The sequence below is a fragment of the Flexivirga sp. YIM B11880 genome, from assembly GCF_058148645.1.
Genome location: NZ_JBMAMH010000018.1, coordinates 22230 through 47865 on the forward strand (window position 1 = coordinate 22230; position 25636 = coordinate 47865).

The following is a 25636-nucleotide window of genomic DNA, read 5'->3' on the forward strand; positions in this document are numbered from 1 at the left end:
CGCCGGCGGTCTGACGCTATGGTTCCGGCATACCGCAACGACCGAAAGCAGGACATGAGCGACTTCCAGGGGAACTACGGCGGCGACGGTCAGCAGGACAACGGGGCAGCCAGCGGCGACTATTCCGGGCCGTCATACGGTCAGGCGCCGCAGCAGAGCCAGCCCTACCAGAGCTCGCCGGCGTACGGACAGCAGCCGTACTACGCCCACGGCGGTGAGCCGATGTACTTCCTGCTCACCATGGGTCAGGAACAGGGGCCGGTGCCCTATTCGCAGCTCGCCCAGATGGCTGCGGCGGGCGTGGTCAAGGGTGAGACGCCGGTCCGCGACGCGTCGTCCGGTTTCGTCGTGCCGGCCAAGCAGGTGCCGGGCATCTTCTCCGGCAAGGACTGGCTGACCGCGGTGCTGCTGTCGTTCTTCCTCGGCGGTCTCGGTGTCGACCGCTTCTACCTGGGCCACACCGGCCTGGGCATCCTCAAGCTGGTCACCCTCGGCGCGTGTGGCGTGTGGCATCTCATCGACTTCATCCTGCTGCTGATGCACAAGATCAACGACTCGGACGGCAAGCCGCTGGCATAACAGGTGAGTATGCCGGGCCGCCCGGCATACTCACGGGTGCGCGCGGACCGGCAACTCCTGGGTGTCGACACCGACGACGGCGCTCTCGTCCGGCTTGCCGGGCAGCACCTTGGCGATGTAGTCCCGCGCCGCCTCCTCGATCGGGAAGTCGCGGTGCGCCGCCTCGGACATGTACCACCGGTGCTCGAGCACCTCGTGGAACAACTCGGCCGGCTCGATCTTGCGACGCATCTCCAGCGGGGCGGTGCGCGTCACCGGCTCGTAGACCTGCATCAGCCAGTCGTGGGCGACCTGCTCCTCGTCGTCGTTCTGCCGATCGTTGGCCGCGCGAAAGGAGTCGAGGTCGTTGAGCAGCCGGCGGGCCTGGTTGTCCTCGACGTCCAGTCCGGTCAGCCGCAGCAGTCGCCGCGAATGATGCCCGGCGTCAACGATTTTGGGCTGGATCTGGATCGTCGCGCCGTCGAAGTCTGTCGTGATGTCGAGCTCTCCGACGTCGAAGCCGAGTGAGTTGAGCCGCCGGATCCGCTCGTCCACCCGCCATCGCTCGCCGACGTCGAAGCGCTCGACGGCGGTGAGTTCGCTCCACAGCACGGTGTAGCGCTCGATGATCCGGTCCGACACAGCGATCGGGTCGAGTTCCTCGTCGACGAACCCGCCGGCCTGCAGGTCCATCAGCTCGCCGGCGATGTTCACCCGGGCGATGTCGAGGTCGTGCTCCCGCTGGCCGTTGGTCAGCCGGTCGTGCAACTCACCGGTCTCGGCGTCGACGAGGTATGCCGAGAACTCCCCGGCGCTGCGCTTGAAGAGCGCGTTGGACAGCGACACGTCGCCCCACCAGAAGCCGACCAGGTGCAGGCGGACCAGCAGCACGGCCAACGCGTCGATGAGTCGTGCCGCGGTCTCCGGCCGCAAGCTCTGGCTGAGCATCGCCCGATAGGGCAGGGAGAACTGCAGGTGGCGGGTGAGCAGGCACGCGTCGAGCGGCTCGCCGGCCTTGGTCAGTCGGCCGCTGACCACCCCGATCGGTTCCACGACCGGCTGGTCGAGGCGCCGCAACATCCGCAGCATGTTGTACTCCCGGCGGGCGATGTCGTCCTTGATCTCCTTGACCGCCACGACCCGGCCCTCCAGCCGGACGAAGCGGACCACGTGCCGCGAGATGCCTCGAGGCAGGGCGGCCAGCCAGTCCTCGGGCCATTCCGCCAGGGGGAGTCGCCACGGCAGATCGAGCAGTGCCGGCCACGGTCGGGCGGTGGTGATGTCCAGTGCCACGGGCACCATTGTGCTCTGCCCGCTGATCGAGCGGCATATCGCAGCAGTGAGCGGCGTACGGAATCTGCGCGATTCCGTACGCCGCTCAGTGTGTTGGTATGCCGCTCGATCAGAAGCAGCGGCAGGTCAGGACTCCAGGCGTTCCCCGGTCTGCGGGTTGAACAGGTGCAGGTGTTCGCCGTCGCCCTTGGGCTTGAAATGGATCGTCTGTCCCTTGTCCGGCACCTGCCGGCCGTCCACGCGAGCGACGATCTGCTTGTCGTTCTCGGAGCCGGCCAACTGCTTCTCGCCCGGCTGGTTCCCGATGCTGGTGCGCCCGTAGATGTAGGCATCGGCGCCGAGCTCTTCGACGACGTCGACCTCGACCGGGATGCCGCCCTCGCTGGTCGGCTCCAGGTCCTCGGGCCGGATGCCGACGATCGCGGTGGTGTCCGCCTTGGCCAGTTTGGCGCGGTCGACCGGGTGAACGAGCGAGCCGAGCTTGACGCCGCCGTCGGCGACCGGAACCTCGAAGAGGTTCATGGCCGGCGAGCCGATGAAGCCGGCGACGAAGACGTTGTTGGGGTGGTCGTACATCCGCCGCGGGGTGTCGAGCTGCTGCAGGATGCCGTCCTTGAGCACGGCGACGCGGTCGCCCATCGTCATGGCCTCGACCTGGTCGTGGGTGACGTAGACGGTCGTGACGCCCAATCGCCTTTGCAGAGAAGCGATCTGAGTGCGGGTCTGCACACGAAGCTTGGCGTCCAAGTTGGACAGCGGCTCGTCCATCAGGAACACCTGCGGCGAACGGACGATCGCGCGTCCCATCGCGACACGCTGCCGCTGACCACCGGAGAGCGCCTTCGGCTTGCGGTCGAGGTAGGGCTCGAGGTCGAGGATCTTGGCCGCTTCCTCGACCCGGCTGCGGATCTCGGTCTTGGACACGCCGGCGATCTTCAGCGCGAAGCCCATGTTGTCGGCGACCGACATGTGCGGATAGAGCGCGTAGTTCTGGAAGACCATGGCGACGTCGCGGTCCTTGGGGGACAGGTTGGTGACGTCCCGATCGCCGATCATGATGCGGCCCTCGTTGACTTCTTCGAGGCCGGCCAGCATACGCAGCGCGGTGGACTTTCCGGAACCGGACGGGCCGACCAGCACCAGGAACTCGCCGTCCTGGATGTCGATGTTGAGCTTGTCGACCGAAGCGGTGTCGGCTCCGGGATAAACGCGTGTCGCGTTGTCATAGGTGACTGTCGCCATGATGCAACTCCTTCACCGGCAGGAACGTGCCGGACGATCCGTTGTGAATGGGTGCGGCGTGGTGTGACGCCGAACACACCCTACCCGGGCCGCGCCTGTGCCGGGGCCGTGCCGGGAAACGTCTCGCCATACGGCTGCTGAAAGCGACTGAAAGGCGCCTGCAAGATCTTGCAGAAGCGCTGCAAGCTCGGTAGTGTCCCGGCAACGCTGTATGACGAGCGTCACATCCGCCGAAGGAGATTCCATGATCAAGCGCACTCTCGCCGTCGCTCTCGCCAGCGCGACGGCAGTCACCCTCGCCGGCTGCGGCGGGTCGTCCTCGGGTGGCAGCAAGAGCTCTGCCGCGGGCACCAGTTCCGGAGCCGCGGCAAGCAGTGCCGGCGGTAAGTCGTCCGCGGCCGCCGCACCCACCTCGGTCAGCACCAAGAACCCGGCCCGGGACAAGAACGCCGACCTGGTCATCTGGGCGGACGCGACGTCCGCGCCATACGTCCGCCAGCTGGCCACCCAGTTCGGCGCGGCGAACGGGGTCAAGGTGGCGGTCCAGATCGCCAATGACGTCCGCGGGCAGTACGAAACCGCGTTCAAGGCAGGGCAGGCGCCCGACGTGATCGTGGGCGCCAACGACTGGACCGGTGAGCTGGTCGCCAACGGCGCGATCGCGCCGGTGCAGTTGCCGGTCAGCGTCGCCTCCGGTTTCAACAAGCAGGCGATCGCCGCGACGAAGTACAACAACCAGACCTATGCCGTGCCGTACGGCGTGGAAAACCTTGCGCTGGTTCGCAATACGTCCCTTGCTCCCACCGCTCCCAAGACCATGGACGAGCTGGTGTCGATGGGTCAGAAGCTGAAGAAGGAGGGCAAGGTCAGCAACATCCTGTCCGACCAGGTCGGCAAGACCGGCAACGCCTACAACGGCTATCCGTTCCTCTCCGCCTGCGGTGGTGGCATCTTCGGGACCAAGTCCAACGGCGATTACGACCCGAGCAAGCTGATCGTCAACAGCGCCGGGAGCATCAAGGGTGCGGCCGAGATGGCGCAGCTCGGCAAGGTCGGCGCACTCTCGACCAACATCGATTCCACCAACGCCGACACCCTCTTCCAGACCAAGAAGACCGCGTTCGAGATCACCGGTCCCTGGTCGATCCCGGCGTTCAAGAAGGCCGGCATCAAATACTCCGTCGACCCGCTGCCGACGATCGCCGGCTGTGGCCAGATGAAGCCGTTCCTCGGCGTGCAGATGTTCTTCGTGTCCTCCAAGGCCAAGAACGCGACGATCGCGCAGACCTTCGTGACCAGCTTCCTGACCACCAAATCGGCGCAGGAGACCCTCTTCAAGGTCGGCCAGCGCCCGCCGGCGCTCACCGCCGCGTATGACGACGTGAGCAAGACCGACCCCGACGTCGCCAAGTGGGCGGCGGCGGCGCAGGGTGGCAAGTTGATGCCGAACATTCCCGCAATGAACTCCGTCTGGGGTCCGCTCGGCCAGGCAATGGCCGATGTGGTCTCCGGCAAGAGCCAGCCGAAGGCGCGGTTCGACAAGGCGCAGCAGGAGATCGCCCAGAACATCGCCAAGGGCTGACCGACCTCGGCGGCTGCGGTCCACCACCGTCCGGGCCGCAGCCGCCGAGCCCCACTCCCACCCCGTCCCGCTGCACCGCCCGGAGTTCACATGGCTGTCACCACCACCACCCGCGAGGAATCGCGGACCGGCCTGCCGCCCGCGACGACCCCCTGGTGGGCGAACGCCGGGAAGTGGGGGCTGATCGTCCTCGGCGTCGTGCTCGCCTTCTACGTCGCGACGAAGCTGGCCGACGCGGGCAACACGTTCGCGGTGATCGGTGTCGCGTTCCTCGCAATGTGCGCACTGCTGGTCTTCGGCACGCGCCGCGCGGTGCCGGCCAAATATCTGTTCTTCGGCGTCGTGCTCCTGGTCGGCCTCCAGGTGTGGCCGATCGTCTATACCGCCGCGACATCGCTCACCAACTATGGCCAGGGCCACCTGGCGTCCAAGCAGGACGCGACGCGGCAGGACATCGCCTACTCGGTGCAGCAGGTCGCCGGGTCTCCGACCTACACCCTCACCGTCGGGGTCAAGGACGGGCAGAGCGTCACCACCGGTCCGCTGATCTTCCTGCTCACCGACAGCAAGGGTCAGACGTATGTCGGTGACCGCTCCGGGCTCAAGCCGCTCGACAAGAGCAAGGTCACCGAGCAGGCGGGCAAGATCGTCACGGCGGACGGCTACACCACGCTGAACCTCTTGCAGGCCAACAAGCGCAAGGACCTCGGGCAGTTCGCCGTGCCGACCAAGGACGGCGGAGGCATCAAGGCGAGCGGCTTCGCCGCGGCATACGAGGGAAAACCGACGCTGGTGTGGGACAAGAAGGCCGACACGGTCACCGACACCGTCAGCAAACAGGTGTATGTCGCCAAGGATGCTCAATGGATGCCGAAAAACGGCCAGGGACAGCCACTCCCGGTCGGCTGGAAGGAAAATGTCGGGCTCGCCAACTTCACGACGATCTTCACCGACCCCACCATCCGGGACGGCTTCCTGAAGATCTTCGTCTGGAACATCTGCTTCGCCGCACTGTCGGTGCTCACCACCTTCATCGCCGGCATGCTCCTGGCGTTGCTGCTGAACGACGCTCGCATCCGCGGCCGCGGGATCTATCGCTCGGTGCTGATCCTGCCGTATGCCGTGCCGGTCTTCGTCTCGGCGCTGGTCTGGGGATCGATGTTCAACCAGCAGTTCGGCCTGATCAACAACCTCACCCATCTGAACATCGACTGGCTGGGCAACGCGTGGGGTGCTCGGGCGGCGATCCTGATCACGAATCTGTGGCTCGGTTTCCCCTACATGTTCATCGTGTGCACCGGTGCCCTCCAGTCACTGCCGGGTGACGTGCTCGAGGCGGCGCGGATCGACGGCGCGAGTGCGTGGCGCACCCTGCGATCGGTGACCGGACCGCTGTTGCTGGTCGCGGTGGGCCCCCTGCTGATCGCCTCGTTCGCGTACAACTTCAACAATTTCGGGCTCATCCAGCTGTTGACGCAGGGCGGGCCGTTCAACAACGGCAACGCCCAGATCGGCTCCAGTGACCTCTTGATCACCTACGCCTACCGGTTGGCGCTGGGCGGCACCAGCCCCGACTACGGCCTGGCCGGCGCGGTCGCGATCATCATCTTCGCGCTGGTGGCGCTGATGAGCTTCCCCGGCTTCCTGCGCAGCAAGCAACTCGAGGAGGTCAACTGATGTCCGCACCCGGCACCACGGTGAAGAGCGTCGGCAGCAACCGAGCCGCCGACTTCAAGAAGGTCTGGTGGAAGCACGTCGTCGTCTGGGTCGCGCTCGCCTTCGCCCTCTTCCCACTGCTCTTCGTGCTCTCCTCGGCACTGAACCCGTCCGGGAGCCTCTCGACGACCTCGCTCTTCCCGACCGGGATCAGCTTCAGCAATTTCCACGACCTGCTGAACGACAGCGCACGGCCCTTCCTGACCTGGTACAAGAACTCCCTGCTCATCTCGCTCGGCGGATCGCTCATCGGGCTCTTCATCGGCGCGTGTGCGGCATTCGCCTTCTCCCGCTTGCGGTTCCGCGGCCGGCGAGCAGGTCTGCTCGCGCTGCTGCTGCTCCAGATGTTCCCGGCGCTGCTCGCCTTCGTCGGCCTCTACATCACCTTCAGCCGGATCGGTGAGGTGCTGCCCGCCTTCGGGCTCAACACCGTCTGGGGGCTGATCCTGGCCTACCTGGGCGGCGCCATGGGCGCGAACGTGTGGCTGCTCAAGGGCTACTTCGACACCGTTCCGCGCGAGCTGGATGAGGCGGCCCGCGTCGACGGCGCGTCGCACGCGCGCGTCTTCTTCACGGTGATCCTGCCCTTGGTCCGGCCCATCCTGGTGACGGTCTTCATGATCACCTTCGTCGGTCTCTTCGGTGAGTTCATGCTGGCCAGCATCTTCCTGACCGACGTCAACTCGCAGACCCTCGGCGTCGGCCTCTACGGCATGACGCTCGGCAACGAACGCGTCTCTCTCTTCGGCGAATTCGCCGCTGCGTCGTTGCTCACCTCGTTGCCGATCATGATCCTCTACTTCGTCTTCCAGAAGCACTTGGTCAGCGGCCTCACCCAGGGATCGGTCAAGTGAGCGAGGATCTGCTGGCCCGGCCGCACCACGACGGATCGGCGCTGTATGTCGGCAACCAGGCGCCGCAGCTCGGCGAGGCCGTCACCGTGCGCGTGCGGGTGCCACATGCCGCCGGCGTCACGGCGCTGCACGTCCGGCAGGTATGGGACGGCGAGCCGTTCTTCGGCAGCGCGACGATCGAGCGGCGCGGCGCGGTCGAGGACTGGTGGACGGCCGAGGTCACCTGCCACAACCCCGTCACGTCATACCGCTTCCTGCTGGAGGGTGTCGACGGCACATACCTGTGGCTGAACGGCACCGGACTGCACCGGCGCGACGTCCCCGATCACGGTGACTTCCGGCTCGTCACCTATCCCGAGCCACCGGCTTGGGCCGCGGATTCAATTGTCTACCAAGTCTTTCCGGACCGGTTCGCACGCGCGCAGGACGCTCCTCCGGTGGCAGAGATCGCACCGGAGTGGGCCACGCCCGCGTCCTGGGACGACGCCGTCGACTCGGCGAGCCGGCACGCGGTCAGCACGCAGCTCTTCGGCGGGGACCTGGACGGCATCCGGGAGCACCTCGGCCATCTCGAGCGGCTCGGGGTGACGGTGCTCTACCTCACGCCGTTCTTCCCGGCACGCTCCAACCACCGGTATGACGCCTCCACCTTCGACGCGGTGGACCCGTTGCTGGGAGGCGACGAAGCGCTCGATCGGCTTGTCGCAGAAGCACATCGGCGCGGGATCCGCGTGCTCGGAGACCTGACGACGAACCACACGGGCGACGCGCACGAGTGGTTCCGGGCAGCGCAGGCCGGCCCCACCGCACCGGAACGCGACTACTACTTCTTCCACGGCGACGACAGATATGACAGCTGGCTCGGCGTGCCGTCGCTGCCCAAGCTCAACCACTCCTCGGCAGCGCTGCGGGCGGCCTTCTTCGACCGCGCGGACGCTCCGGTGCGGCGCTGGCTGACCGGGCCCCAACCGCTGGACGGCTGGCGGATCGACGTCGCCAACATGACCGGACGCCACAACGCGCAGGACGTCAACCACGAGGTCGCCGAGCACCTGCGTGCGACCCTCGACGACCTCGGCGGCGAGAAGCTGCTCGTCGGCGAGCACGTGCACGACCACTCGGCCGACGCGCAGGGTTCCGGCTGGCACGGTGTCATGAACTACTCCGGCTTCACGCGTCCGCTGTGGACCTGGTTGCGGGACAAGGGCTTTGCACCGAACTTCCTCGGGGCGCCGCTCCCGGTGCCACGTCTGGGCGGGGAGTCGGTGGCGGCGACGATCGACGAGTTCGGCTCGCTCGATCCATGGCGGTCCCGCGTCTTCAGCTTCACCCTCACCGGATCGCACGACACGACGCGGATCCGCACGCTGGTCGGCGGGGACCGCGCGATGGTCTGCGTCGCGGCGGCGCTGCTGCTGACGATGCCCGGCATACCGATGATCACCTACGGCGACGAGATCGGCATGGAGGGCGCCTTCGGCGAGGACGGCCGCAGGCCGATGCCCTGGGGCGAGGAGCGCTGGGACGCCGACATTTTCGAGACATACCAGGAGCTGATCGCGGCGCGGCACGAGCTCGAGCCGTTGCGGCACGGGGGCCTGCGGTGGGTCTCCGCGACCGGCGACAGCCTGACCTTCGTGCGCGAGACGCGGGACGCTGCGGTGCTGGTGCACTGCGCCCGGGCGGCCCACGAGGTGCTGACGGTTCCCGCCATACACCTGCCCGGCATCGAACTCGGCCGGCCGGTGGCCGCATCGGCCGCGAAGATCATGCCGGACGAAGCGACGGTCGCCCTGCAGGCCGACGGGCCGGGCTATGCGCTCTGGGCCTGGTCGCCGACCGACGATCCTTCGGCCGTCTCGCGGGCCGCGCAGTGACCGGGCGACTGGCCCGGATCGCCGAGCACGCCGGTGTCAGCGAGGCCACCGTCTCGCGAGTCCTGAACAACAAGAGCAACGTTGCAGAGGAGACCCGCTCGGCCGTGCTGACCTCCATCGACGTGCTCGGCTACGAACGGCCGCCCCACCTGCGCAGCGCGATGCGCGGCGGCCCGGTCGGGCTCATCGTGCCGGAGCTGACGAACCCGGTTTTCCCGCTCTTCGCCCAGGTGATCCAACAACGCCTCGCGGCAAAGGGATTCACCGCGGTTCTCTGCACGCAGGCGCCGGGCGGCGTCGCCGAGGAGGACTACCTGCCGATGCTGCTCGACCACGACGTCTGCGGCATCATCTTCGTGAGCGGCAAACACGCCGAGGCCAACTCGGACATCTCCGCCTACCAGGGACTGGTGGCGCAGGGACTGCCGATCGTGATGATCAACGGCCACCGCCCGGAGATCGCGGCACCGTCGCTCTCCACCGACGAGCGGGCGGCGGTCGCGCTCGCCTTCGACCATCTGGTGCAACTCGGTCACGAACGCATCGGCCTGGCCACCGGACAGCCGCGCTATGTGCCGTCGATCCGCAAGGTCGCGGAGTTCGAACGGCAGACCGCAGCGGCCGGCATGGAGACGCTGATCGAGCAGACGTGGTTCACCGTCGAGGGTGGCGAACTCGCCGGCCGGTCGCTCATCGCCCGGGGTGCGACCGCGATCATCTGCGGCTCCGACCTGATGGCGCTCGGCGTGATGCGCGCGGCGACCCAGCAGGGCCTCACCGTGCCGGCCGACCTGTCGGTCATCGGGTATGACGGCTCCGACATCACCAAATACACCGGTCCACCGCTCACCACGGTGCGGCAGGACGTCACCACGATGTCGGCCGCTGCCGCGGATGCCCTCGCAGAACTGGTGAAGGGCCATACCCAGCCGACCGGTGACGCGCTCTTCGCGCCGGAGCTCCTGGTCCGCGGCTCGACCGCTCGTGCGCCACAGGCCCGGCACCCCGCGACACCGGACACCGGACCAGCCACTCAACGCCGGTGACGGCCCGTCCTGTCACTGGTGAGGGTTGGCGGCGCGGAGATCCGCAAGCAGCCGGAGGACCTCGACCACGGCCGCCGGGTCGTCGATCCGGAAGCCGGCTGCTGTGTCGCCCGGGCCGACCTTGATCGTGACATTGCGATCGTCCTCGCCGAGGACGGTGAACGCCCGCTCGTCGGTCACGTCGTCGCCCAGATAGAGCGTCGCGTCGGTGCCGAGTTGCCCTGCCAACGCCCGCAACGCGCTGCCCTTGGTGACCGACAGGACGCTGAGTTCGACGATCTGCTTACCCTTCATCACGTCGACACCGGGCAGGTCGATCGCCAGAGCGGCGGCCGTGGCTGCTTGCGCGATGTCGTCGGGGACGTTGCGGGTGTGCAGCACGACGCCCGCCGGCTTGTGCTCGATGCGGGTCGGCGGATGAGCATCCACCACCTGGGTCATGGCGGCCGTGGCCTGCTCCAGCCGGGCGCGCGCCGCGTCGTCGAAGGTGAGGTCGAGGGCGAGCGTGCGGTTGGGTTCGGCGCCGTGCGAGCCGATCAGCGCGATCGGTTCGGACGGTTCCACCCGGGTGAGCGCCTGGAGCGCGCTCAGGTGCCGCCCGGACACGATCGCGACGTCAACGCCGGGCGCGGCGGCGAGTTCGCGCAACGAGTCCATCGACCCCTCGACCGGGCGAGACTGCGAGGGGTCCTCGACGAGCGGCGCGAGCACCCCGTCGAAGTCGGTCCCGACGAGGATCCGCTCGCGAGCCGCGAAGGAGCGCAGCGCTTTTCGCAGGTCGGCCGGCACTGCACCGATCACGGCTGTCTCGGCGCGACGGCCAGATTGGTGAGGAACTGCTCGGCCCAGTGCTGGACGTCGTGCCGCACGACCTGCCGGTGCATGGCCCGCATCCGCCTGGCCCGCTCTCGGGGGGACGCCTCGATGGCGCGCAGGATCGTCTGCTTCGTCCGGGCGATGTCATGCGGGTTGCAGAGGAACGCCTGCCTGAGTTCCGTTGCTGCGCCAGTGAATTCGCTCAGGACCAGCGCGCCGTTGTCGCCGTGGGTGGCGACATACTCCTTGGCCACGAGGTTCATTCCGTCGCGCAGCGGCGTGACCAGCATGACGTCAGCCGCCACGAACATCGCGGCCATCTCGTCGCGTGGGAACGAACGGTGCAGGTAGGTCACGGCGGGCGCACCGATGGGGGAGTGGTCACCGTTGATGCGGCCCACCGTGCGCTCGACGTCGTCGCGGATCTGCTGGTAGGCCTCCAGGCGCTCGCGGCTCGGTGTCGCGACCTGGATGAACTTCGTGCGCGTCGCGTCCAGCCGGCCCTCGCGGTGCAGTTCCTCGAGCGCCTTGAGGCGGTGCCGGATGCCCTTGGTGTAGTCGAGCCGGTCCACACCGAGCAGCAAGTGCTCGGGGTTGTCGAGCTGGCCGCGGATTTCGGCGGCGCGCTCCTGGACCTGCGGGGTCGCGGCCAGCTCGGCCATCGCCCGGGTGTCGATCGAGATCGGCACTGCGGCGGCTCGGCATTCGTGCCCACCGGCGGTCCGTACGACGTCACCGCGCACCGAGACCTGGTCGTCGCCCAGCAACTGGCGACAGGCGCGCAGGAAGTTCTGCGCGTCGGCACGGCGCTGGAAGCCGAGGAAGTCCGCGCCGAGCAGACCGCGCAACAGGGCATCCCGGGCCGGCAGCTGCATGAAGAGTTCGACCGGCGGGAACGGGATGTGGTTGAACCAGCCGATCCGCACGTCCGGCCGCAGCTCGCGCAGCATCAGCGGCATCTGCTGCAGCTGGTAGTCGTGCACCCACACCGTGCCGCCGCGCGTCGTCAGCTCGGCCGCCACCTCCGCGAAGCGCTGGTTGACCTGCTCGTATGCCGCCTGCCAGCGCCGCTTGAACGTCGCCGGCACGATGACGTCGTGGTAGATCGGCCACAGCGACCCGTTGCTGAATCCTTCGTAGTAGTCGCGCACCTCCTCGGCGCTGAGCGGGACCGGGTGCAGATGCATGCCGTCCTGCTCGAACGGGGCCGGCGCTTTGCCCGCGACGCCGGACCAGCCGATCCACGCGCCGTCGCGATCGCTCATCACCGACTCCATGGCCGTGACCAGGCCGCCGGGGCTGCGCCGCCAGACGGACTTGCCGCCCTCCTGGACCCGGTCCACCGGCAGCCGGTTGGCCGCGATGACCAGGTCGAACGTGTCGTGCGGCACCGGCATACCCCTTCGTCAGTGAGCAAGTGGGCCGTCACCCCGCGACGGCCATCCGTGACCCCTCACTGTATGACGTGTGATCGTGGCCACAGCGGCCCCCGTGGCGTTACGGTGAAACATGCGTATCCAAGAGCTGCTCAAGGGCAAGGGATCCGACGTCGTGACTCTCACGTCAGACGCGACGATCGGCCAACTCGTGCAGACCCTCGCCGATCACCAGATCGGCGCGGTCGTGGTCATGGACGACGACGCGATCACCGGCATCATCAGCGAACGCGACGTCGTGCGCGCCCTGCTCGGCGGGTCCGACGGCCTGCTCGGCCGGCCGGTGTCGAGCCTGATGACCAGTGAGGTCGTCACCTGTTCGCCGGACGACGAGATCAGCGCTCTCGCGGCGTCGATGACCGAGCACCGCTTCCGCCATCTGCCGGTGGTGCGTGCCGACCAGCTCGTGGGCATCGTGAGCATCGGGGACATTGTGAAGTTCCGGCTCGACGAGCTGCAGCGCGAACGCGATCAGCTGGAGTCCTACATCACTTCCTGATCACCCCACGAAGTTTCTCCCCCTCCTCCGAATGCTTCGCGGGGACCCCGATCCGTTACCCGACTGTGCCCTTCTGGCAGGTGGTGTTCGCCACGTCGCACCCTCCCGGGCGTCGTGCACGGTGTCCGGATCGTTGTCGCTTACCGTGGAGACCATGACTGCGAACCGCCGCCCGGAGCCGATGCCGCCCGGTGACGGCGGCACTCACCGGCTGCCGGTGATCCAGGGCGCCGACGACCGCGAGCGCCGTGCGGATCAGGACCGCATCGGCGACTACCAGCTGATCCGCAAGATCGGCGAGGGCGGCATGGGAGTGGTCTACAAGGCGCTGGACGACGACGGCCGTGCCGTCGCGGTCAAGGTGCTACGGGCGCACATCGCGCACGACCGCAGTGCCCGCGAGCGGCTGCGCCGGGAGGTCAGCACGCTGGTGCGGGTGAAGTCGCCCCATGTGGCGTCCTTCCTCGACGCGGACGTCGACGGCGAAAGCCCTTTCCTGGTCACCAGTTTCGTGCCCGGCGCGGCGTTGGACGAGGTCGTCGAGGACGACGGGCCGTTCGGGGCCGCGCGGCTCGCCCGGCTGGGCCGGGGACTGGCCGACGCGCTCGGCGCCATACATGCGGCGGGCATCGTGCACCGCGACCTCAAGCCGGGCAACGTGCTGATGGTGGGCGACGACCCGGTGCTCATCGACTTCGGCATCGCGCACGTCGCCGACGATTCCCGGCTCACCTCCACCGGGTTGGTCATGGGCACGCCGGGCTACCTCTCACCCGAGATCGTCGAGGGCGAGGAGGTCACGCAGGCGACCGACTGGTGGGGTTGGGCGGCGACCCTGGTGTATGCCGCGAGTGGTCACTCGCCGTTCGGTCGCGGGCCGATGCCCGTCGTGCTCGATCGGGTATGCCGTGGCGAGCACGACCTGACCGGCGTCGACGCACGAATCCGGCCACTGCTCGAGGCCGCCCTCGACCCCGACCCGGAGCGCCGCCCGGCCGCCGACGAGGTGCTGGCCGCACTCGACATCTTCGCCCACGGCGGTCACACCGGGGAACTGCCGGTCATCGCGGACCGCCGGACCGCGCGGGTCACGGGCGACCAGCGCAAGCCCGCCACGGAGCGCCTCTCCCGGCCCAAGCCAGGCACCGAACGGATCGTGCGGCCGGCGCGCCGGCCCGATCCGACCGAGCACCTGGGCCCGCCGCGGCCCGCTGTCGCGGGCGGCCCGTCATACGACAACGGCATGGTGCCGCGGCCGGAGGGACCGGTGCCGTCGGTCGCGCCCGGCCGGTTCGTGCCCCCGCCCGACCCCCGCATCGGGCAGGCGTCGCGCACCGGCACGCTGGCCGCTCTGCTGGCCGCGCTCACCGGCATCAGTGCGGTGTGGCCGACGGTCGGCATCGCCCTGCTGGTGCTGTGGGCGATCGCGGCCCGCTGGTGCGACAAGACGATCACCTCGCTCGTGNCTCACCGGCATCAGTGCGGTGTGGCCGACGGTCGGCATCGCCCTGCTGGTGCTGTGGGCGATCGCGGCCCGCTGGTGCGACAAGACGATCACCTCGCTCGTGCTGCGCCGCTACGCCGCCGGGCCGCGGCGCTCGGACGGCATCGTCGCGGCAGTCACCTCGCCGTGGCACGGCGTGATTGCGGTGCTGGCCACGCTGCTGACCGTGCTGATCCCGGCATTCGTCGGCGGGTGCACCGCGGCGGCGGTCGGGCTCGGCTATTCGCTGGCGGAGGGCGGACCGGTCTACATCGGCCGGCCGCTGCCGATGGCCGCCGGCGTGCTCGTCGGCGCGGTGGTGATGTGGTGGGGTCCCGGCGGCGTCTCGCTGCGCCGCGGCTCGCGCAGCATCGTGCGTGGCGTGGTGCGCGGCCAGCCGCTGACCCAGATCATCATCGGCCTGTGCGCACTGCTCGCGGTGATCGGCGTGATCTTCGTGCTGACGCACCTGACCTCGGGCGCCAGCTGGTGGCCGATCCCGAGCGACTCCAGTTTGCGGGTGCAACTTGCGCTCGCGAAACCCCTGGCGCAGTAGCGAATTCAGCCGACGCTCAGCCGGCACATACCGCGCGCAGGAACTCGCCTCTACCCTGGTGCGAGTGAACGACGACGTGCCCGACACGGATCCCGGCGGTCTGCCCCTCTCTGGCCGGATGCGCTTCCTACAGGGTGAACCGGTCACTGAGCCGATGCCGCTCGCGGACAGCCTGCGCCACACGCCATACCGCGATCCGCGCACGATGGAGGCTCCCGAGCAGGAGGCCTCGGTCCGGCGTGCGCTCGAACTCGCCGTGCGGGTCGGCGAGTTGCTGCTGCGCTGCGGTGGGAGTACCCGTGATGTGGAAGCGGCGGTGGTCGCCGTCAGCGCAGCTGCCGGGCTGCGTCGGCTCGAGCTGGACATCACCAACCAATCGCTGCTCGCCCAGGCGTCCGCGCCGAACGGCGTGCCGGTCACCTTGCTGCGGGTCGTGCGATCCAACACCCGCGACTTCGCGCGTCTCACCGCGGTGCACGGACTCGTCGAGGAGTTGGTGTCCGGCGGGATCGACGACGTCGAGGCCGCGATCAAGAAGTTGCGCCGGATCCAGCGCAGGTCGCGGATCTACCCGCGCTGGATGGTGGCGTTGGGGTATGCCGGGCTGGCCGGCTCCGTCTGCGCGCTGCTCGGCGGCCACGCGATGGCCATCGTGGTGTCGATCATCTCGGTGCTGCTGGTCGACCGGATCGGCCGGTGGCTCGGCAAGCGTGCGGTGCCGTCCTTCTACGCCTCGGCGGCGGGCGGGGCGGTGTCCGTCGTACTCGCCTGGGTCGGCTACCTCGTGGGCACGCACGGTTGGATCGGGCTGGAGATGCCGCCGACCGATTTCGGCTACGCGATCGCCGCCGGCATCGTGGTGCTGCTGCCGGGCCGCGCGATGGCCTCCGCGGTGGAGGACGCGATCACCGGCTACCCGGTGACCGGCGCGGGCCGGCTGCTCACCGTCTTCCTCACCACGTCGGGGATCATCGTCGGCATCGCCGCGGGCCTGTCGCTCACGCTGCGGCTGGACAAAGCGCTCGACCTGCAACTGACCGCTCCGAAGGCGCTGAACTTCGCGTCCCAGCCGGCCGTGCTCTGGTTGCAGGTCGTCTGCGGAGCCTTCGGTGCGGTGTGCAGTGCGGTGTCCGCGCGCGTGTTGCCGCGCCACCTGGTGCCGGCCGGTCTGCTCGGAGCCGTCGGGCTGCTGCTCGCCGGCGGCCTGCCCAGCTCGGTCGGTCTCGGCGGGTTCCACCTCGGCGCGACGACGGCCATCGCGGTGGCCGCCATCGTCATCGGCATGGGCGGTCGATTCGTCGGTCTGCGGCTCGGCGCGCCCGCACTCGTGGTTGTGGTCCCTGCGGTGTCACCGCTGTTGCCCGGTCTGCGGATCTTCCGTGGCATGTATGAAGCGGTCTCCGGCAGCGTCGTCGGGACGTCAGTGGCCACCCAGGGACAGGCGGTGAGCACGCTGATGGGGGCGGCCGCCGTTGCGCTCGCGATCAGCACGGGCGTGGTGATGGGAGACGTCATCTCGGCACCGCTGGATCGGCAGGCGCTGCACCGCCGCCGTCGGGACCGACGCCGTTAATTACATCGATGTAATTTTACCTTTCCGCTCGGCGTGTCGTCTTGAGTTTCGCAGCCAAACCTCACTCGCATCTTGTGTCACATGCGTCAATCCCGTAACGTGCATGGGGCTTCGCGAAGGCGAACGGAATTCCCAGGTGACCACGAGAGGACAACACCGTGCCTTACACACCACGCCACAAGTCCGACCGGCCGTCCGTCGCAGGCCGGCGCGCCCTGGGAGCCGTGATGGCCTCCGCGGCCTCGGTCGGTGCCGGCCTGGTGAGCGCTGGACACGCCAAGGCGGCGACGCCCTGGAACGTCTGGGACAGCGTCGCCAGCTGCGAGTCGAGCAACAACTGGTCGATCGACAGCGGCAACGGCTTCTACGGCGGTCTGCAGTTCACCAAGTCCACCTGGCTCGGTTTCGGCGGGGGGCAGTTCGCGTCGAGCGCGCAGTACGCCACCCGCGACCAGCAGATCTACGTCGCGCAGGCGACCTTGCGCGGCCAGGGTCCGGGCGCCTGGCCGGTGTGCTCCAAGCGCGCCGGCCTCACCCGCTCCAATGGGCTGGCCATCAAGGTCAACCCGGGCACGCCCCAACCGACGCCCACACCCTCACCCGCACCGCCGTCCCGGGGCAGCGGGCACCGGGCGCTGGTGCTGGACGGCATCATCGGCCCGCTCACCACCGCGTCGACCCAGCACTGGCTCGGTATCCGCCAGGACGGCGCCAGTCACCTCACCCGCAACACCATCGTCGCGTTGCAGGCCAGGGTCGGCGTCTACCAGGACGGCGTCATCGGCCCGAACACCACTCGTGCGGTGCAGCGCTACCTCGGCATCACGCAGGACGGTGCGAGCAACTTCAACCACCGCACCGTTGTCGCCCTGCAGGGCTACCTCAACGCGCGCGGGATGTGAGACGGGCCGGAGTGCTCGGCGAGTGGCACACCTCCCACCGAGTGGCACACGTGCCACTGAGTGGCACACGTGCCATCGAGTGGCACACCTGTAACTGTGCCGTTCGGTGATACCTGTGCCGGTCGGTTCGGATCGCCGGAAGCAGGACCGTCTTGCGAGGAGTCGAGCCAAACAGCTCAGCTGTAGCGGTCGTTGAGCTCGTCCCAGAGGGGCTTGTCCACCAGGCGCTGCCGCTCGGCGAAACCGACGACCAGGTTGTCCTCCTCGGTGACGCGCCCGCGGTCCCGCAGCGCGGTGAGTGCGTTCTGCATCCCGAACACCGCGCCCTGCAACGCCGCGTTGGCGTAGAGCACGATCCCGTAGCCGGCCTCGGCCAGCTCCGGAGCCGACACCATGGGTGTCTTGCCCCCGATGACGAGATTGGCGAGCAGCGGCTGGTCCACCATGCCGGGGAGGTTCAGCACCTGCTCCCGATCGGTGAGCGCCTCGACGAAAAGGATGTCGGCACCGGCCTCGCCGAACGCGCGGGCTCGCTCGACAGCCGCCTCGAAGCCGTGGACGGCGGCCGCGTCCGTGCGCGCCATGATGAGCAGGTTGTCATCGCGACGGGCGTCGACGGCGGCCTTGATCTTGTTGACCGCCTCGTCGGTGTCGATGACCGACTTGCCCTCGAAGTGGCCGCACCGTTTCGGGCTGACCTGGTCCTCGAACTGGATGCAGTCGGCTCCGGCCCGCTCCAGCACGCGCACGGTGTGCCGCACGTTGAGCGCGTTGCCGAAGCCGGTGTCGGCGTCGACCAGCAGCGGCAGCTCGACGGCGTCCCGGATCCGCGCCGTGTGGTCGGCGATCTCGGCCAGCCCCATGAAGCCCTGGTCGGGGAGGCCGAGCGACATGTTGGTCACGCCGGCTCCCGTGACGTATGACGCCCGGAACCCCAGATCCTGGATCACCTTGGCGGACAACGGGTTGAACGAGCCCGGTACGACGACACCGGCGCGTTCCTCGACCAGCGCCTTCAGCTGCTCCTTCGTGGATGCCGGCATCAGCTGTCCTTCCGGCCGAAGTCGTTGTCGAGCGTGACGTAGAGGTCGACATACTCGTTGACCGGCGTCGCCGCGAGACGCGCGTGGTCCAGGGACAGCTCGGCGATCTCCCGCTGCTTGGCCTCGTCGAACCGCCGGGCCAGGTTGCGGCGGAACTTGGCCTCCAGCAGCGGCAGCCCCTCTTCGCGCCGGCGGCGGTGGCCGATCGGGTACTCGACGACCTCTTCGTCCAGCGACGTGCCGTCGGTGAACTTCACGGTCAGCGCGTTGGCGATGCTGCGCTTTTCCGGGTCGTGGTAGTCGCGGGTGAACTGCGGGTCCTCGACGCAGTGGATCTTGGCGCGGAGGGCGTCGATCCGCGGGTCGGAGGCGACATCGTCCTCGTAGTCCGCGGCGGTCAGCCGGCCGAAGATGAGCGGGACGGCGACCATGTACTGGATGCAGTGGTCACGGTCGGCCGGGTTGTTCAGCGGACCCTGCTTGTCGATGATCCGGATGCACGCCTCATGGGTGCGGATGGTGATCTCGTCGATGTCGTCGATCGTCTTGCCCGCAGCAGTGATTCGGTCCTTGAGCGTGTGCGCCGCCTCGACCGCGGTCTGGCTGTGGAACTCCGCCGGGTAGCTGATCTTGAACAGGACGTTCTCGGCGACATACGAACCGTAGGGACGCTGGAACGTGAACGGCTTACCGCCGAAGCTCACGTCGTAGAAGCCCCACGTCGGCGCGGTGAGCACCGTCGGGTAGCCCATCTCACCGGTGCGCGCGATCAACGCCAGCTTCACGGCTCGGCTGCATGCGTCGCCGGCGGCCCAGCTCTTGCGACTGCCGGTGTTGGGCGCGTGCCGGTAGGTCCGCAGTGACTGACCGTCGACGAAGGCGAGCGACACGGCGGCGAGCGTCTCGTCCCGGCTGAGCCCGAGCAGCGTCGAGACAACGGCGGTGCTCGCGACCTTGACCAGAATGACATGGTCGAGACCGACTGCGTTGAAAGAGTTTTCGAGCGCGATGATCCCCTGGATCTCGTGCGCCTTCACGATGCCCTCGATCACCGCCTGCATGGTCAGCGGCTCCTCGCCGCGGGCCACCCGTTCGCGGGAGATCCAGTCGGCGACGGTGAGGATCGCGCCGGCGTTGTCGCTCGGGTGGCCCCACTCGGCCGCCAGCCAGGTGTCGTTGAAGTCGAGCCACCGCACGAGCGCGCCGTTGTCGAACGCCGCCTGCACCGGGTCGAGGACATAGTTGGTGCCGATGACGCGAGCACCGTTGGGGACGACCGTGCCGGGCACGATCGGGCCGAGCAGCTTTGTCGCAGCGGGGTATTCGAGAGCTTCGAGGCCGCAGCCCAGCGCGTCGATCAGGATGTTGCGTGCGGTGTCGAGCGCGAGGTCGGAGTCGATGCGGTAGTCCCGCACGTAGTCGACGATGTCGACCAGTACCTGGTCCCAGGCGCGGCCGCCGGTCGCGGATTTCGTTGTGCTGGTGTCGGTTTCACTGCTGGACAATGCTGTTCACCAATCGTGTGTCGGAGAGCCGCTGGTCGAGTATCGGCGAAGGAGCGTATCGACGGAGGCGGATTACTTGCGCTGTGCGAGCGGGACGAACTTCTGGTCCTCCGGGCCGACGTAGTTGGCGCTGGGGCGGATGATCTTGTTGTCGGCGCGCTGCTCGAGCACGTGTGCGGCCCAGCCGGTGGTGCGGGAGATGACGAACAGCGGCGTGAACATGTCGGTCGGCACGCCCAGTGCGCGATAGCTCACCGCGCTGAACCAGTCCAGGTTGGGGAACATCTTCTTGGCGTCGTCCATGACCGACTCGATGCGCTCGGCGACCGCGAAGAGTGTCTCGTCACCGGTGCCCTTGGTCAGGTCGTTCGCGACCTTCTTGATGATCTTGTTGCGCGGGTCGGAGATCGTGTAGACGGGGTGCCCGAAGCCGATCACCACCTCCTTGTTGGCCACTCGCTCGCGGATGTCCGCCTCGGCCTCGTCCGGGGTGGCATAGCGCTGCTGGATGTGCAGCGCGACCTCGTTGGCACCACCGTGCTTCGGCCCGCGCAGCGCGCCGATCGCACCGGTGATGCAGGAGTACATGTCCGAGCCGGTCCCGGCGATCACCCGCGCAGTGAACGTGGAGGCGTTGAACTCGTGCTCGGCATACAGATTGAGCGAGATGTTCATCGCGCGGACCTGCTCGGCGGTCGGCTCCTCGCCGTGCAGCAGATGCAGGAAGTGTCCGCCGATGGAGTCGTCATCGGTCTCGACGTCGATCCGTCGGCCGCTGTGGCTCCAGTGGTACCAGTAGAGCAACATCGACCCGAGCGACGCGATCAGCCGGTCGGCGATCTCACGGGCGTCGGCGGCGTTGTGGTCGTCCTTCTCCGGCAGGGTGCAGCCCAGCACCGACACACCTGTGCGCATGACGTCCATCGGGTGGCTGGCCGCCGGCAGTGCCTCGAGCGCCGCGCGCACCGGAAGCGGCAGCGCGCGCGCCGCCTTCAATCGCTTCGTGTAACCGTCGAGCTGCGCCTGGGTCGGCAGAGTGCCGTGAATGAGCAGGTGAGCGACCTCCTCGAAGCTGCAGCTCTCCGCGAGGTCGTTGATGTCATAGCCGCGATAGGACAGGTCGTTGCCGCGCTGACCGACGGTGCACAGTGCAGTGTTGCCGGCCGGCACTCCCGACAGTGCGACAGACTTCTTCGGCTTCGGCAACGCGCTCGTATCTGCCATGGCGACTCCCTTGTCGATGGATAGCTTCCTTCACAAGATAAGCAACGGTCGACCGGGCCGGACAGCCGCCTGCGGTTGCGAAGTTCGGACAGTTTCGCCGCGCGGGCTGCCAATGTTGTAAAGATTGGCTGTGGTCTCCGGGGAGTATGCCGGATTCGTCGTGCGGCGCGCGCGGATCGATGCCGGGCTGAGCGGTGCGGCGCTGGCCCGCCGTGTGTCGATCTCCCCCAGCTACCTCAGCCAGATCGAACACAACAACCGGGTACTGACGCCGGAGTTGCGGTCCCGCATCGCGGCCGCGCTCGGCGTCGACGTGCAGCGGCTCACCGTCGAGCCGGAGGGGCGCACCGCGGCCGCTCTGGTCGATTCGTTCGCCGAACACGAGGAATTGCGCGCCCTGTCCGTCGCTGAGGTGCGGCTGGTTGCCGATCAGTTGCCGGGCGTGGCGGCCGCGCTGCTGTCCATGGCCGAGGGACGGCACGCCGACCGAGAGCGAGTCGCCGCGCTGGAGGCCCGGCTCGGCGCGGACCGGGAGGACCAGCTCGGGCCGCCGATGCCCTACGAAGCCGTGCGTGATTTCTTCTCGGTGCACTCCAACTACTTCGACACGCTCGATGTGCGCGCGGAGCAGCTGGCGCGGCGGCTCGGCATACGTCCCCCTGATCGTTATGAGCAGCTACGTAAGTACCTGCAAACACAGCAAATTGATGTGGTCGAGGTGCCGCGCTCGCAGATCGGCGGCCAACGCCGCTACGACCCGACGACGCACGTCCTGCGGGTGGCGGGCGAGTTGCAGCCGGCACAGAAGGCCTTCCAGATCGTCAGCCAGTTCGCACTCGCGACGGAGTCGGACGCGATCGACGACATCGTGCGGACGGCGCCGTTCGCCGATCCGGTGACGACGCGGTTGGCGCGGATCGGGCTCGCCAACTACTTCGCCGGTGCGGTGCTGCTGCCGTATGGCGAGTTCCTGGCCGCGGCCCGGCGCACGCGCTACGACTTGGAGTTGCTGGCGGAGGAGTTCGATGTCGGCTTCGAGACCGCCTGCCACCGGCTGAACACCCTGCAACGGCCGGGGAATTCAGGGATTCCGTTCGCGTTCGTGCGCGTCGATCGTGCGGGCAACCTCTCCAAGCGTCAGTCGGCGACGCCGTTCCACTTCTCGCGAACCGGTGGCACGTGTCCACTCTGGACCGTGTATGACGCCTTCAGCCGTCCCGGCCAGGTGCTGCGGCAGATCGCCGAGATGCCCGACGGCCGCGCCTACCTGTGGATCGCTCGGACCGTCAGCAGCGCGAGTGTCGGATTCCGTGCGCCACGAAAGACTTTCGCGGTGGGGCTGGGTTGCGACCTGAGCTACGCGCCGCAGACCGTCTATTCGACCGGGCTGGATCTGCAGGATCGTGCCTTCCGTACCCAGATCGGCATGGGTTGCAAGGTGTGCGAGCGTCCGGCGTGCCCACAGCGCGCCTTTCCCTTTGCAGGGCGGACGCTGCAGGTCGACGAGAACCGCGGCCAGCTCTATCCCTACATGCACGAGCCGGACGGGACGTGACCTCCGGCGCCACCGTCAACCGACGAACTGGAAGTGGTAGCTCTCGCCCTCGGTGCCGTAGGGGAACGGGTTGACGAACCCCCAACGCGCGGCGTTGGCGGACAGCCACTTCTGTCCGGTGCCGCCCCAGCCGAACTCCTCGCCCGGTTGGTCGGTCTCCCGGAAGTCCACGGCGAGACCATAGCCGTGGTTGGAGGTGCCCGGGTATGCCGCTCGCGGTGAGCCGAATTTTTCGTACCAGTATTGCTGTTCGGCGATGCTTCGGTAGGTCAGGTCGATCGCGGCGTAGTGGCCGAACTGCTTCTTGTAGGCACCCTCAAGTGCGTTCAGGTAGGGCAGGTCGTCACAGTTGAGGTAGCGCTGGGTGCTCTTGGTGTAACCGGGGTCGAACGAGTCGGGGGAGTTGTAGGTAAGGGGAACCTTGCACAGGCCGCTGGACGGGATCCGACCGTTCAGCGACGACGGGTTGGTCGTCGTGGTTTCGAGCGTGCCCTTGTTGATGTAGCCGAGGTTGGTGTGCAGCCATGGGCCGGTGCCGACACGCGTGCCGGTGACCTTCGCATGTGGCCCGTAGCTGCCGATCACCGAAGCGCCCATCCCTGGCCCGGAACGAATCTGGGCCTTCGACCCGGCCGCGCCGGAATCGGCCATCACGTAGCCGGTGATGGTGGTGCAGCCGGGAAAGCCGCCGAGCAGGTCCCATGTCATCGGGCCGACGACACCGTCGACAGTCAGCCCACGAGTCGTCTGGAACGCCTTGACCTTGGCCAGCGTCGCGTTGCCGAAGTAGCCGTCGGCGATCAACCCGCCGAGGCGCTGCTGCAGCGTTTTGACCAACGAGTGATGCGAGTCGCCATACTGCACGGTGATCACCGGGCAGGCGTTGAGCGTGGATGTCGCTCGCGGCGTCGCGGCAGCTGCCGAGCCTGCGGTGAGACAGAGTGCAGCAGCGCTGAGCAGCGCCGCGGAGACCGCCGTTTTCATCTGGGGTACCTGTGCTTCGTGAAGGGGTTGCCACCATTGAGTTGCGCTCTACCCTAGTGAGTTTCGCGGCCAGTCCGCAGCTCGATCGGCAAGGCGGAGTGACGCCCTCAGTCCAGGTTGTGGAGCCACTCGTTGTACGCACGCAACTCCGCATCGCCGGTCCGGTCCTCAGACCGGTCGTGGCGCCGCTCCTCGTGCCTGCTGCTCACGGCCCAGACGACGGCGAGGGTCAGTACGACGGCGAGGTTGGGCAGTTCGGTGAAGCCCCACGCGATGGCGCCGCCGATCTGCTGGTCGTGCACGGGGGAGAGGTGCCACGACATCGGTGGCTGGGCGAAGCAGGTGGTGAGCAGAGTCGTCATACCCATCACGACGACGCCGAAGAAGGCATGGAAGGGCATCGGAAGGAATGCCTCGATCAGACGGACCGCCGGCCGCTGCCGGTGCGGTGACGGATCCAGCCCCAGGATCGGCCAGAAGAGCAGGTAGCCGGTCAGCACGAAATGCACGAGCATCGCGTCGTGCCCGAGCCAGTTGCTCATCAGCCAGTCGATCGCCGGGGTGAAGTAGAGGCCGTAGAGCGTGACCACGAACAACGGAATGGTGAACGCCGGCGCGGTGATCACCGCGCTGAAGCGGCTGCCCAGGAAACGGACGAGGTGCCGGTGCGTCCGCGATCGTGCGGGTATGGCGCGCAGCGCGAGCGTCAGCGGTCGTCCCAGCAGCAACGGCAACGGGGTGACCATGTTGAGCGTCATGTGCTGCACCATGTGCACGCTGAACAGTTCCATGCCGTAGCCGTTGATGCCGGTTCCCAGCATGAACACGAAGGTGGCGAGGCCGACCGCGAAGCAGATGGCACGGCCGAGCGGCCACGTGTCCCCACGTCGCCGCAGACGCACCACGCCCCAGCCGTAGAGCGCCCCGGCGACGACCGCCAGCACGATGAGGATCGGGACTGGTTGGGGGTGCCAAGCCAGGTAGCGCAGCCAACTCGGTGGCGCGGTGGGCATCCACATCGGCCCCGTCACCCGGAACATCGGGGTGTTCGGTGTGCCGCTCATCGACGCAGGGACTTGATCACCGTCTGTGCCTGCGCCTGGGTCCATGCGGTCGATGCGGGATCCTGGAGGTTCTTCCTGCCCTGCGCGTCCATGAATGCCCGCAGCTTCGCGGGCACCGTGCCGCCGGCTGCATACGGCGCTCCCTCCAGCACGAACCGCTCGTGCCCGGCTGCGTCGAGGAAGAAGACCTCGTCGGAGTGCTGCACGTCGTAGGTGAGCTTCGCGCCGGTGCGCCAGTTGCGGGGTGCAGGTCCCGGCCCGTCTGGCACCCGTTTGCGCCATACCCCGAAGTAGTCCCAGAGCGCGTTGACGTCCTTCGCACTGCCGGTCCAGGCCTGCCAGTCGGAGGGCGGGTTCGTGAACAACCGGCGATAGGCGCGCAGCTGGGTCGTCGTGTCCCGGGCGGGATCCACGGTCAACGAGATGAAGACCGGAGGCGTGGCGGAGTGGTCCTCGGCGCGTGCCGTTTGCACCACTGTCGCGGTGTCGACCGGGCAGGTCTCCTGACACAAGGTCATCACGTCCGAGAGCACCACGATGCGACCGGTCAACTGTGCCAAGGTCACCCGTTTGCCATCGGCGTTGGTGAAGGGAAGATCGCGGATCGACTTCGGGACAGCCGAGTTCAGTGGCGTTCCAATACTGTTCAGCGACGATGAGGCTGCTGCGGCCGAGGTCGGCGAGCCGCCGGACGAACCGGCCGAACAACCGGCAAGCATGAGGGCAAGTGCTCCGCCGACCAGTGCTGTATGCAATCGATGCATCGCGCAAGGATTACACCGCCAGCTGGGCGTGCGCTGGGTGCAGCCATTCATGCAGGGTGCAACA

21 protein-coding genes are annotated in these 25636 nt (G+C 67.9%); 11 read left to right on the forward strand and 10 right to left on the reverse strand.

Annotated elements, in window-relative coordinates; genetic code table 11:
- Nucleotides 1-54: 54 nt before the first annotated feature.
- Nucleotides 55-579: a TM2 domain-containing protein gene (locus ACN8HC_RS17940; protein WP_490076209.1), complete on the forward strand. Its 525-nt coding sequence runs from the start codon at nucleotides 55-57 to the stop codon at nucleotides 577-579.
- Nucleotides 580-609: 30 nt separating this feature from the next.
- Here ACN8HC_RS17940 and ACN8HC_RS17945 read toward each other — a convergent pair whose 3' ends face one another.
- A complete protein-coding gene (locus tag ACN8HC_RS17945; protein ID WP_490076210.1) occupies nucleotides 610-1851 on the reverse strand; it encodes a DUF4032 domain-containing protein in 1242 nt (413 codons plus the stop codon).
- Between the two features lie 126 nt (nucleotides 1852-1977).
- The gene (locus ACN8HC_RS17950) at nucleotides 1978-3093 is read right to left on the reverse strand and encodes an ABC transporter ATP-binding protein (RefSeq protein ID WP_490076211.1); all 1116 of its coding nucleotides are present in this window, start codon (nucleotides 3091-3093) and stop codon (nucleotides 1978-1980) included.
- Between the two features lie 244 nt (nucleotides 3094-3337).
- On the opposite strand from ACN8HC_RS17950, the gene ACN8HC_RS17955 reads away from it, so the two are divergent.
- The 5 genes from ACN8HC_RS17955 (at nucleotide 3338) to ACN8HC_RS17975 (ending at nucleotide 10168) form a co-directional block, all read left to right on the forward strand.
- On the forward strand, nucleotides 3338-4675 hold the full coding sequence (locus tag ACN8HC_RS17955) for a sugar ABC transporter substrate-binding protein (RefSeq protein WP_490076212.1): 1338 nt from the start codon (nucleotides 3338-3340) through the stop codon (nucleotides 4673-4675).
- Nucleotides 4676-4765: 90 nt separating this feature from the next.
- Entirely contained in the window at nucleotides 4766-6352 is a 1587-nt protein-coding gene (locus ACN8HC_RS17960) for an ABC transporter permease subunit (protein ID WP_490076213.1), read from the forward strand.
- The gene (locus ACN8HC_RS17965) at nucleotides 6352-7245 is read left to right on the forward strand and encodes a sugar ABC transporter permease (protein WP_490076214.1); all 894 of its coding nucleotides are present in this window, start codon (nucleotides 6352-6354) and stop codon (nucleotides 7243-7245) included. Before ACN8HC_RS17960 ends, ACN8HC_RS17965 begins: the two co-directional genes overlap by 1 nt.
- Nucleotides 7242-9122, forward strand: coding sequence for a glycoside hydrolase family 13 protein (locus ACN8HC_RS17970; protein WP_490076215.1), 1881 nt, complete (start codon nucleotides 7242-7244; stop codon nucleotides 9120-9122). The genes ACN8HC_RS17965 and ACN8HC_RS17970 overlap by 4 nt, the downstream gene beginning before the upstream one ends.
- Nucleotides 9119-10168, forward strand: coding sequence for a LacI family DNA-binding transcriptional regulator (locus ACN8HC_RS17975; RefSeq protein ID WP_490076216.1), 1050 nt, complete (start codon nucleotides 9119-9121; stop codon nucleotides 10166-10168). The genes ACN8HC_RS17970 and ACN8HC_RS17975 overlap by 4 nt, the downstream gene beginning before the upstream one ends.
- 12 nt (nucleotides 10169-10180) lie before the next feature.
- Here the strand turns inward: ACN8HC_RS17975 and otsB are convergent, their stop codons facing one another.
- Nucleotides 10181-10969 carry a trehalose-phosphatase gene (gene otsB, locus ACN8HC_RS17980; RefSeq protein ID WP_490076217.1) on the reverse strand — a complete coding sequence of 263 codons (789 nt, stop codon included), beginning with the start codon at nucleotides 10967-10969 and terminating at the stop codon, nucleotides 10181-10183.
- Entirely contained in the window at nucleotides 10966-12381 is a 1416-nt protein-coding gene (locus ACN8HC_RS17985) for an alpha,alpha-trehalose-phosphate synthase (UDP-forming) (protein ID WP_490076218.1), read from the reverse strand. The genes otsB and ACN8HC_RS17985 overlap by 4 nt, the downstream gene beginning before the upstream one ends.
- Before the next feature lie 112 nt (nucleotides 12382-12493).
- Between ACN8HC_RS17985 and ACN8HC_RS17990 the strand changes: the two genes are divergently transcribed.
- From ACN8HC_RS17990 to ACN8HC_RS18005, 4 genes are all read left to right on the forward strand, one after another.
- Nucleotides 12494-12919 carry a CBS domain-containing protein gene (locus tag ACN8HC_RS17990; RefSeq protein ID WP_490076219.1) on the forward strand — a complete coding sequence of 142 codons (426 nt, stop codon included), beginning with the start codon at nucleotides 12494-12496 and terminating at the stop codon, nucleotides 12917-12919.
- Between the two features lie 181 nt (nucleotides 12920-13100).
- On the forward strand, nucleotides 13101-15026 hold the full coding sequence (locus ACN8HC_RS17995) for a serine/threonine-protein kinase (RefSeq protein WP_490076247.1): 1926 nt from the start codon (nucleotides 13101-13103) through the stop codon (nucleotides 15024-15026).
- Nucleotides 15023-16531 carry a threonine/serine exporter family protein gene (locus ACN8HC_RS18000; RefSeq protein WP_490076220.1) on the forward strand — a complete coding sequence of 503 codons (1509 nt, stop codon included), beginning with the start codon at nucleotides 15023-15025 and terminating at the stop codon, nucleotides 16529-16531. Before ACN8HC_RS17995 ends, ACN8HC_RS18000 begins: the two co-directional genes overlap by 4 nt.
- A gap of 158 nt (nucleotides 16532-16689) precedes the next feature.
- Nucleotides 16690-17433 carry a transglycosylase family protein gene (locus ACN8HC_RS18005; RefSeq protein WP_490076221.1) on the forward strand — a complete coding sequence of 248 codons (744 nt, stop codon included), beginning with the start codon at nucleotides 16690-16692 and terminating at the stop codon, nucleotides 17431-17433.
- 176 nt (nucleotides 17434-17609) lie between these two features.
- Here ACN8HC_RS18005 and ACN8HC_RS18010 read toward each other — a convergent pair whose 3' ends face one another.
- From ACN8HC_RS18010 to prpC, 3 genes are all read right to left on the reverse strand, one after another.
- Nucleotides 17610-18476, reverse strand: coding sequence for an isocitrate lyase/PEP mutase family protein (locus tag ACN8HC_RS18010; RefSeq protein WP_490076222.1), 867 nt, complete (start codon nucleotides 18474-18476; stop codon nucleotides 17610-17612).
- A complete protein-coding gene (locus tag ACN8HC_RS18015; RefSeq protein WP_490076223.1) occupies nucleotides 18476-19981 on the reverse strand; it encodes a bifunctional 2-methylcitrate dehydratase/aconitate hydratase in 1506 nt (501 codons plus the stop codon). Before ACN8HC_RS18015 ends, ACN8HC_RS18010 begins: the two co-directional genes overlap by 1 nt.
- 72 nt (nucleotides 19982-20053) lie before the next feature.
- Entirely contained in the window at nucleotides 20054-21205 is a 1152-nt protein-coding gene (gene prpC, locus ACN8HC_RS18020; protein ID WP_490076224.1) for a bifunctional 2-methylcitrate synthase/citrate synthase, read from the reverse strand.
- A gap of 130 nt (nucleotides 21206-21335) precedes the next feature.
- Here prpC and ACN8HC_RS18025 point away from each other — a divergent pair, with 130 nt between their 5' ends.
- Complete coding sequence (locus ACN8HC_RS18025) at nucleotides 21336-22760, forward strand: helix-turn-helix domain-containing protein (RefSeq protein WP_490076225.1); 1425 nt, start codon at nucleotides 21336-21338, stop codon at nucleotides 22758-22760.
- A 15-nt stretch (nucleotides 22761-22775) separates the two neighbouring features.
- Here ACN8HC_RS18025 and ACN8HC_RS18030 read toward each other — a convergent pair whose 3' ends face one another.
- From ACN8HC_RS18030 to ACN8HC_RS18040, 3 genes are all read right to left on the reverse strand, one after another.
- A complete protein-coding gene (locus ACN8HC_RS18030; protein ID WP_490076226.1) occupies nucleotides 22776-23744 on the reverse strand; it encodes a peptidoglycan-binding protein in 969 nt (322 codons plus the stop codon).
- A gap of 107 nt (nucleotides 23745-23851) precedes the next feature.
- The gene (locus tag ACN8HC_RS18035) at nucleotides 23852-24808 is read right to left on the reverse strand and encodes a cytochrome c oxidase assembly protein (RefSeq protein WP_490076227.1); all 957 of its coding nucleotides are present in this window, start codon (nucleotides 24806-24808) and stop codon (nucleotides 23852-23854) included.
- Nucleotides 24805-25623 carry an SCO family protein gene (locus tag ACN8HC_RS18040; protein WP_490076228.1) on the reverse strand — a complete coding sequence of 273 codons (819 nt, stop codon included), beginning with the start codon at nucleotides 25621-25623 and terminating at the stop codon, nucleotides 24805-24807. Before ACN8HC_RS18040 ends, ACN8HC_RS18035 begins: the two co-directional genes overlap by 4 nt.
- Nucleotides 25624-25636: the final 13 nt, after the last annotated feature.

What these genes read in the sequence shown, in the direction of transcription:
- ACN8HC_RS18035 (WP_490076227.1), bottom strand. Translation starts at nt 24,808, where the DNA reads ATGAGCGGCACACCGAACACCCCGATGTTCCGGGTGACGGGGCCGATG.
- ACN8HC_RS17950 (WP_490076211.1), bottom strand. Translation starts at nt 3,093, where the DNA reads ATGGCGACAGTCACCTATGACAACGCGACACGCGTTTATCCCGGAGCC.
- ACN8HC_RS17960 (WP_490076213.1), top strand. Translation starts at nt 4,766, where the DNA reads ATGGCTGTCACCACCACCACCCGCGAGGAATCGCGGACCGGCCTGCCG.
- ACN8HC_RS17955 (WP_490076212.1), top strand. Translation starts at nt 3,338, where the DNA reads ATGATCAAGCGCACTCTCGCCGTCGCTCTCGCCAGCGCGACGGCAGTC.
- ACN8HC_RS18010 (WP_490076222.1), bottom strand. Translation starts at nt 18,476, where the DNA reads ATGCCGGCATCCACGAAGGAGCAGCTGAAGGCGCTGGTCGAGGAACGC.
- ACN8HC_RS17985 (WP_490076218.1), bottom strand. Translation starts at nt 12,381, where the DNA reads ATGCCGGTGCCGCACGACACGTTCGACCTGGTCATCGCGGCCAACCGG.
- ACN8HC_RS17940 (WP_490076209.1), top strand. Translation starts at nt 55, where the DNA reads ATGAGCGACTTCCAGGGGAACTACGGCGGCGACGGTCAGCAGGACAAC.
- prpC (WP_490076224.1), bottom strand. Translation starts at nt 21,205, where the DNA reads ATGGCAGATACGAGCGCGTTGCCGAAGCCGAAGAAGTCTGTCGCACTG.
- ACN8HC_RS18040 (WP_490076228.1), bottom strand. Translation starts at nt 25,623, where the DNA reads ATGAATGGCTGCACCCAGCGCACGCCCAGCTGGCGGTGTAATCCTTGC.
- ACN8HC_RS17965 (WP_490076214.1), top strand. Translation starts at nt 6,352, where the DNA reads ATGTCCGCACCCGGCACCACGGTGAAGAGCGTCGGCAGCAACCGAGCC.
- ACN8HC_RS18030 (WP_490076226.1), bottom strand. Translation starts at nt 23,744, where the DNA reads ATGAAAACGGCGGTCTCCGCGGCGCTGCTCAGCGCTGCTGCACTCTGT.
- ACN8HC_RS17990 (WP_490076219.1), top strand. Translation starts at nt 12,494, where the DNA reads ATGCGTATCCAAGAGCTGCTCAAGGGCAAGGGATCCGACGTCGTGACT.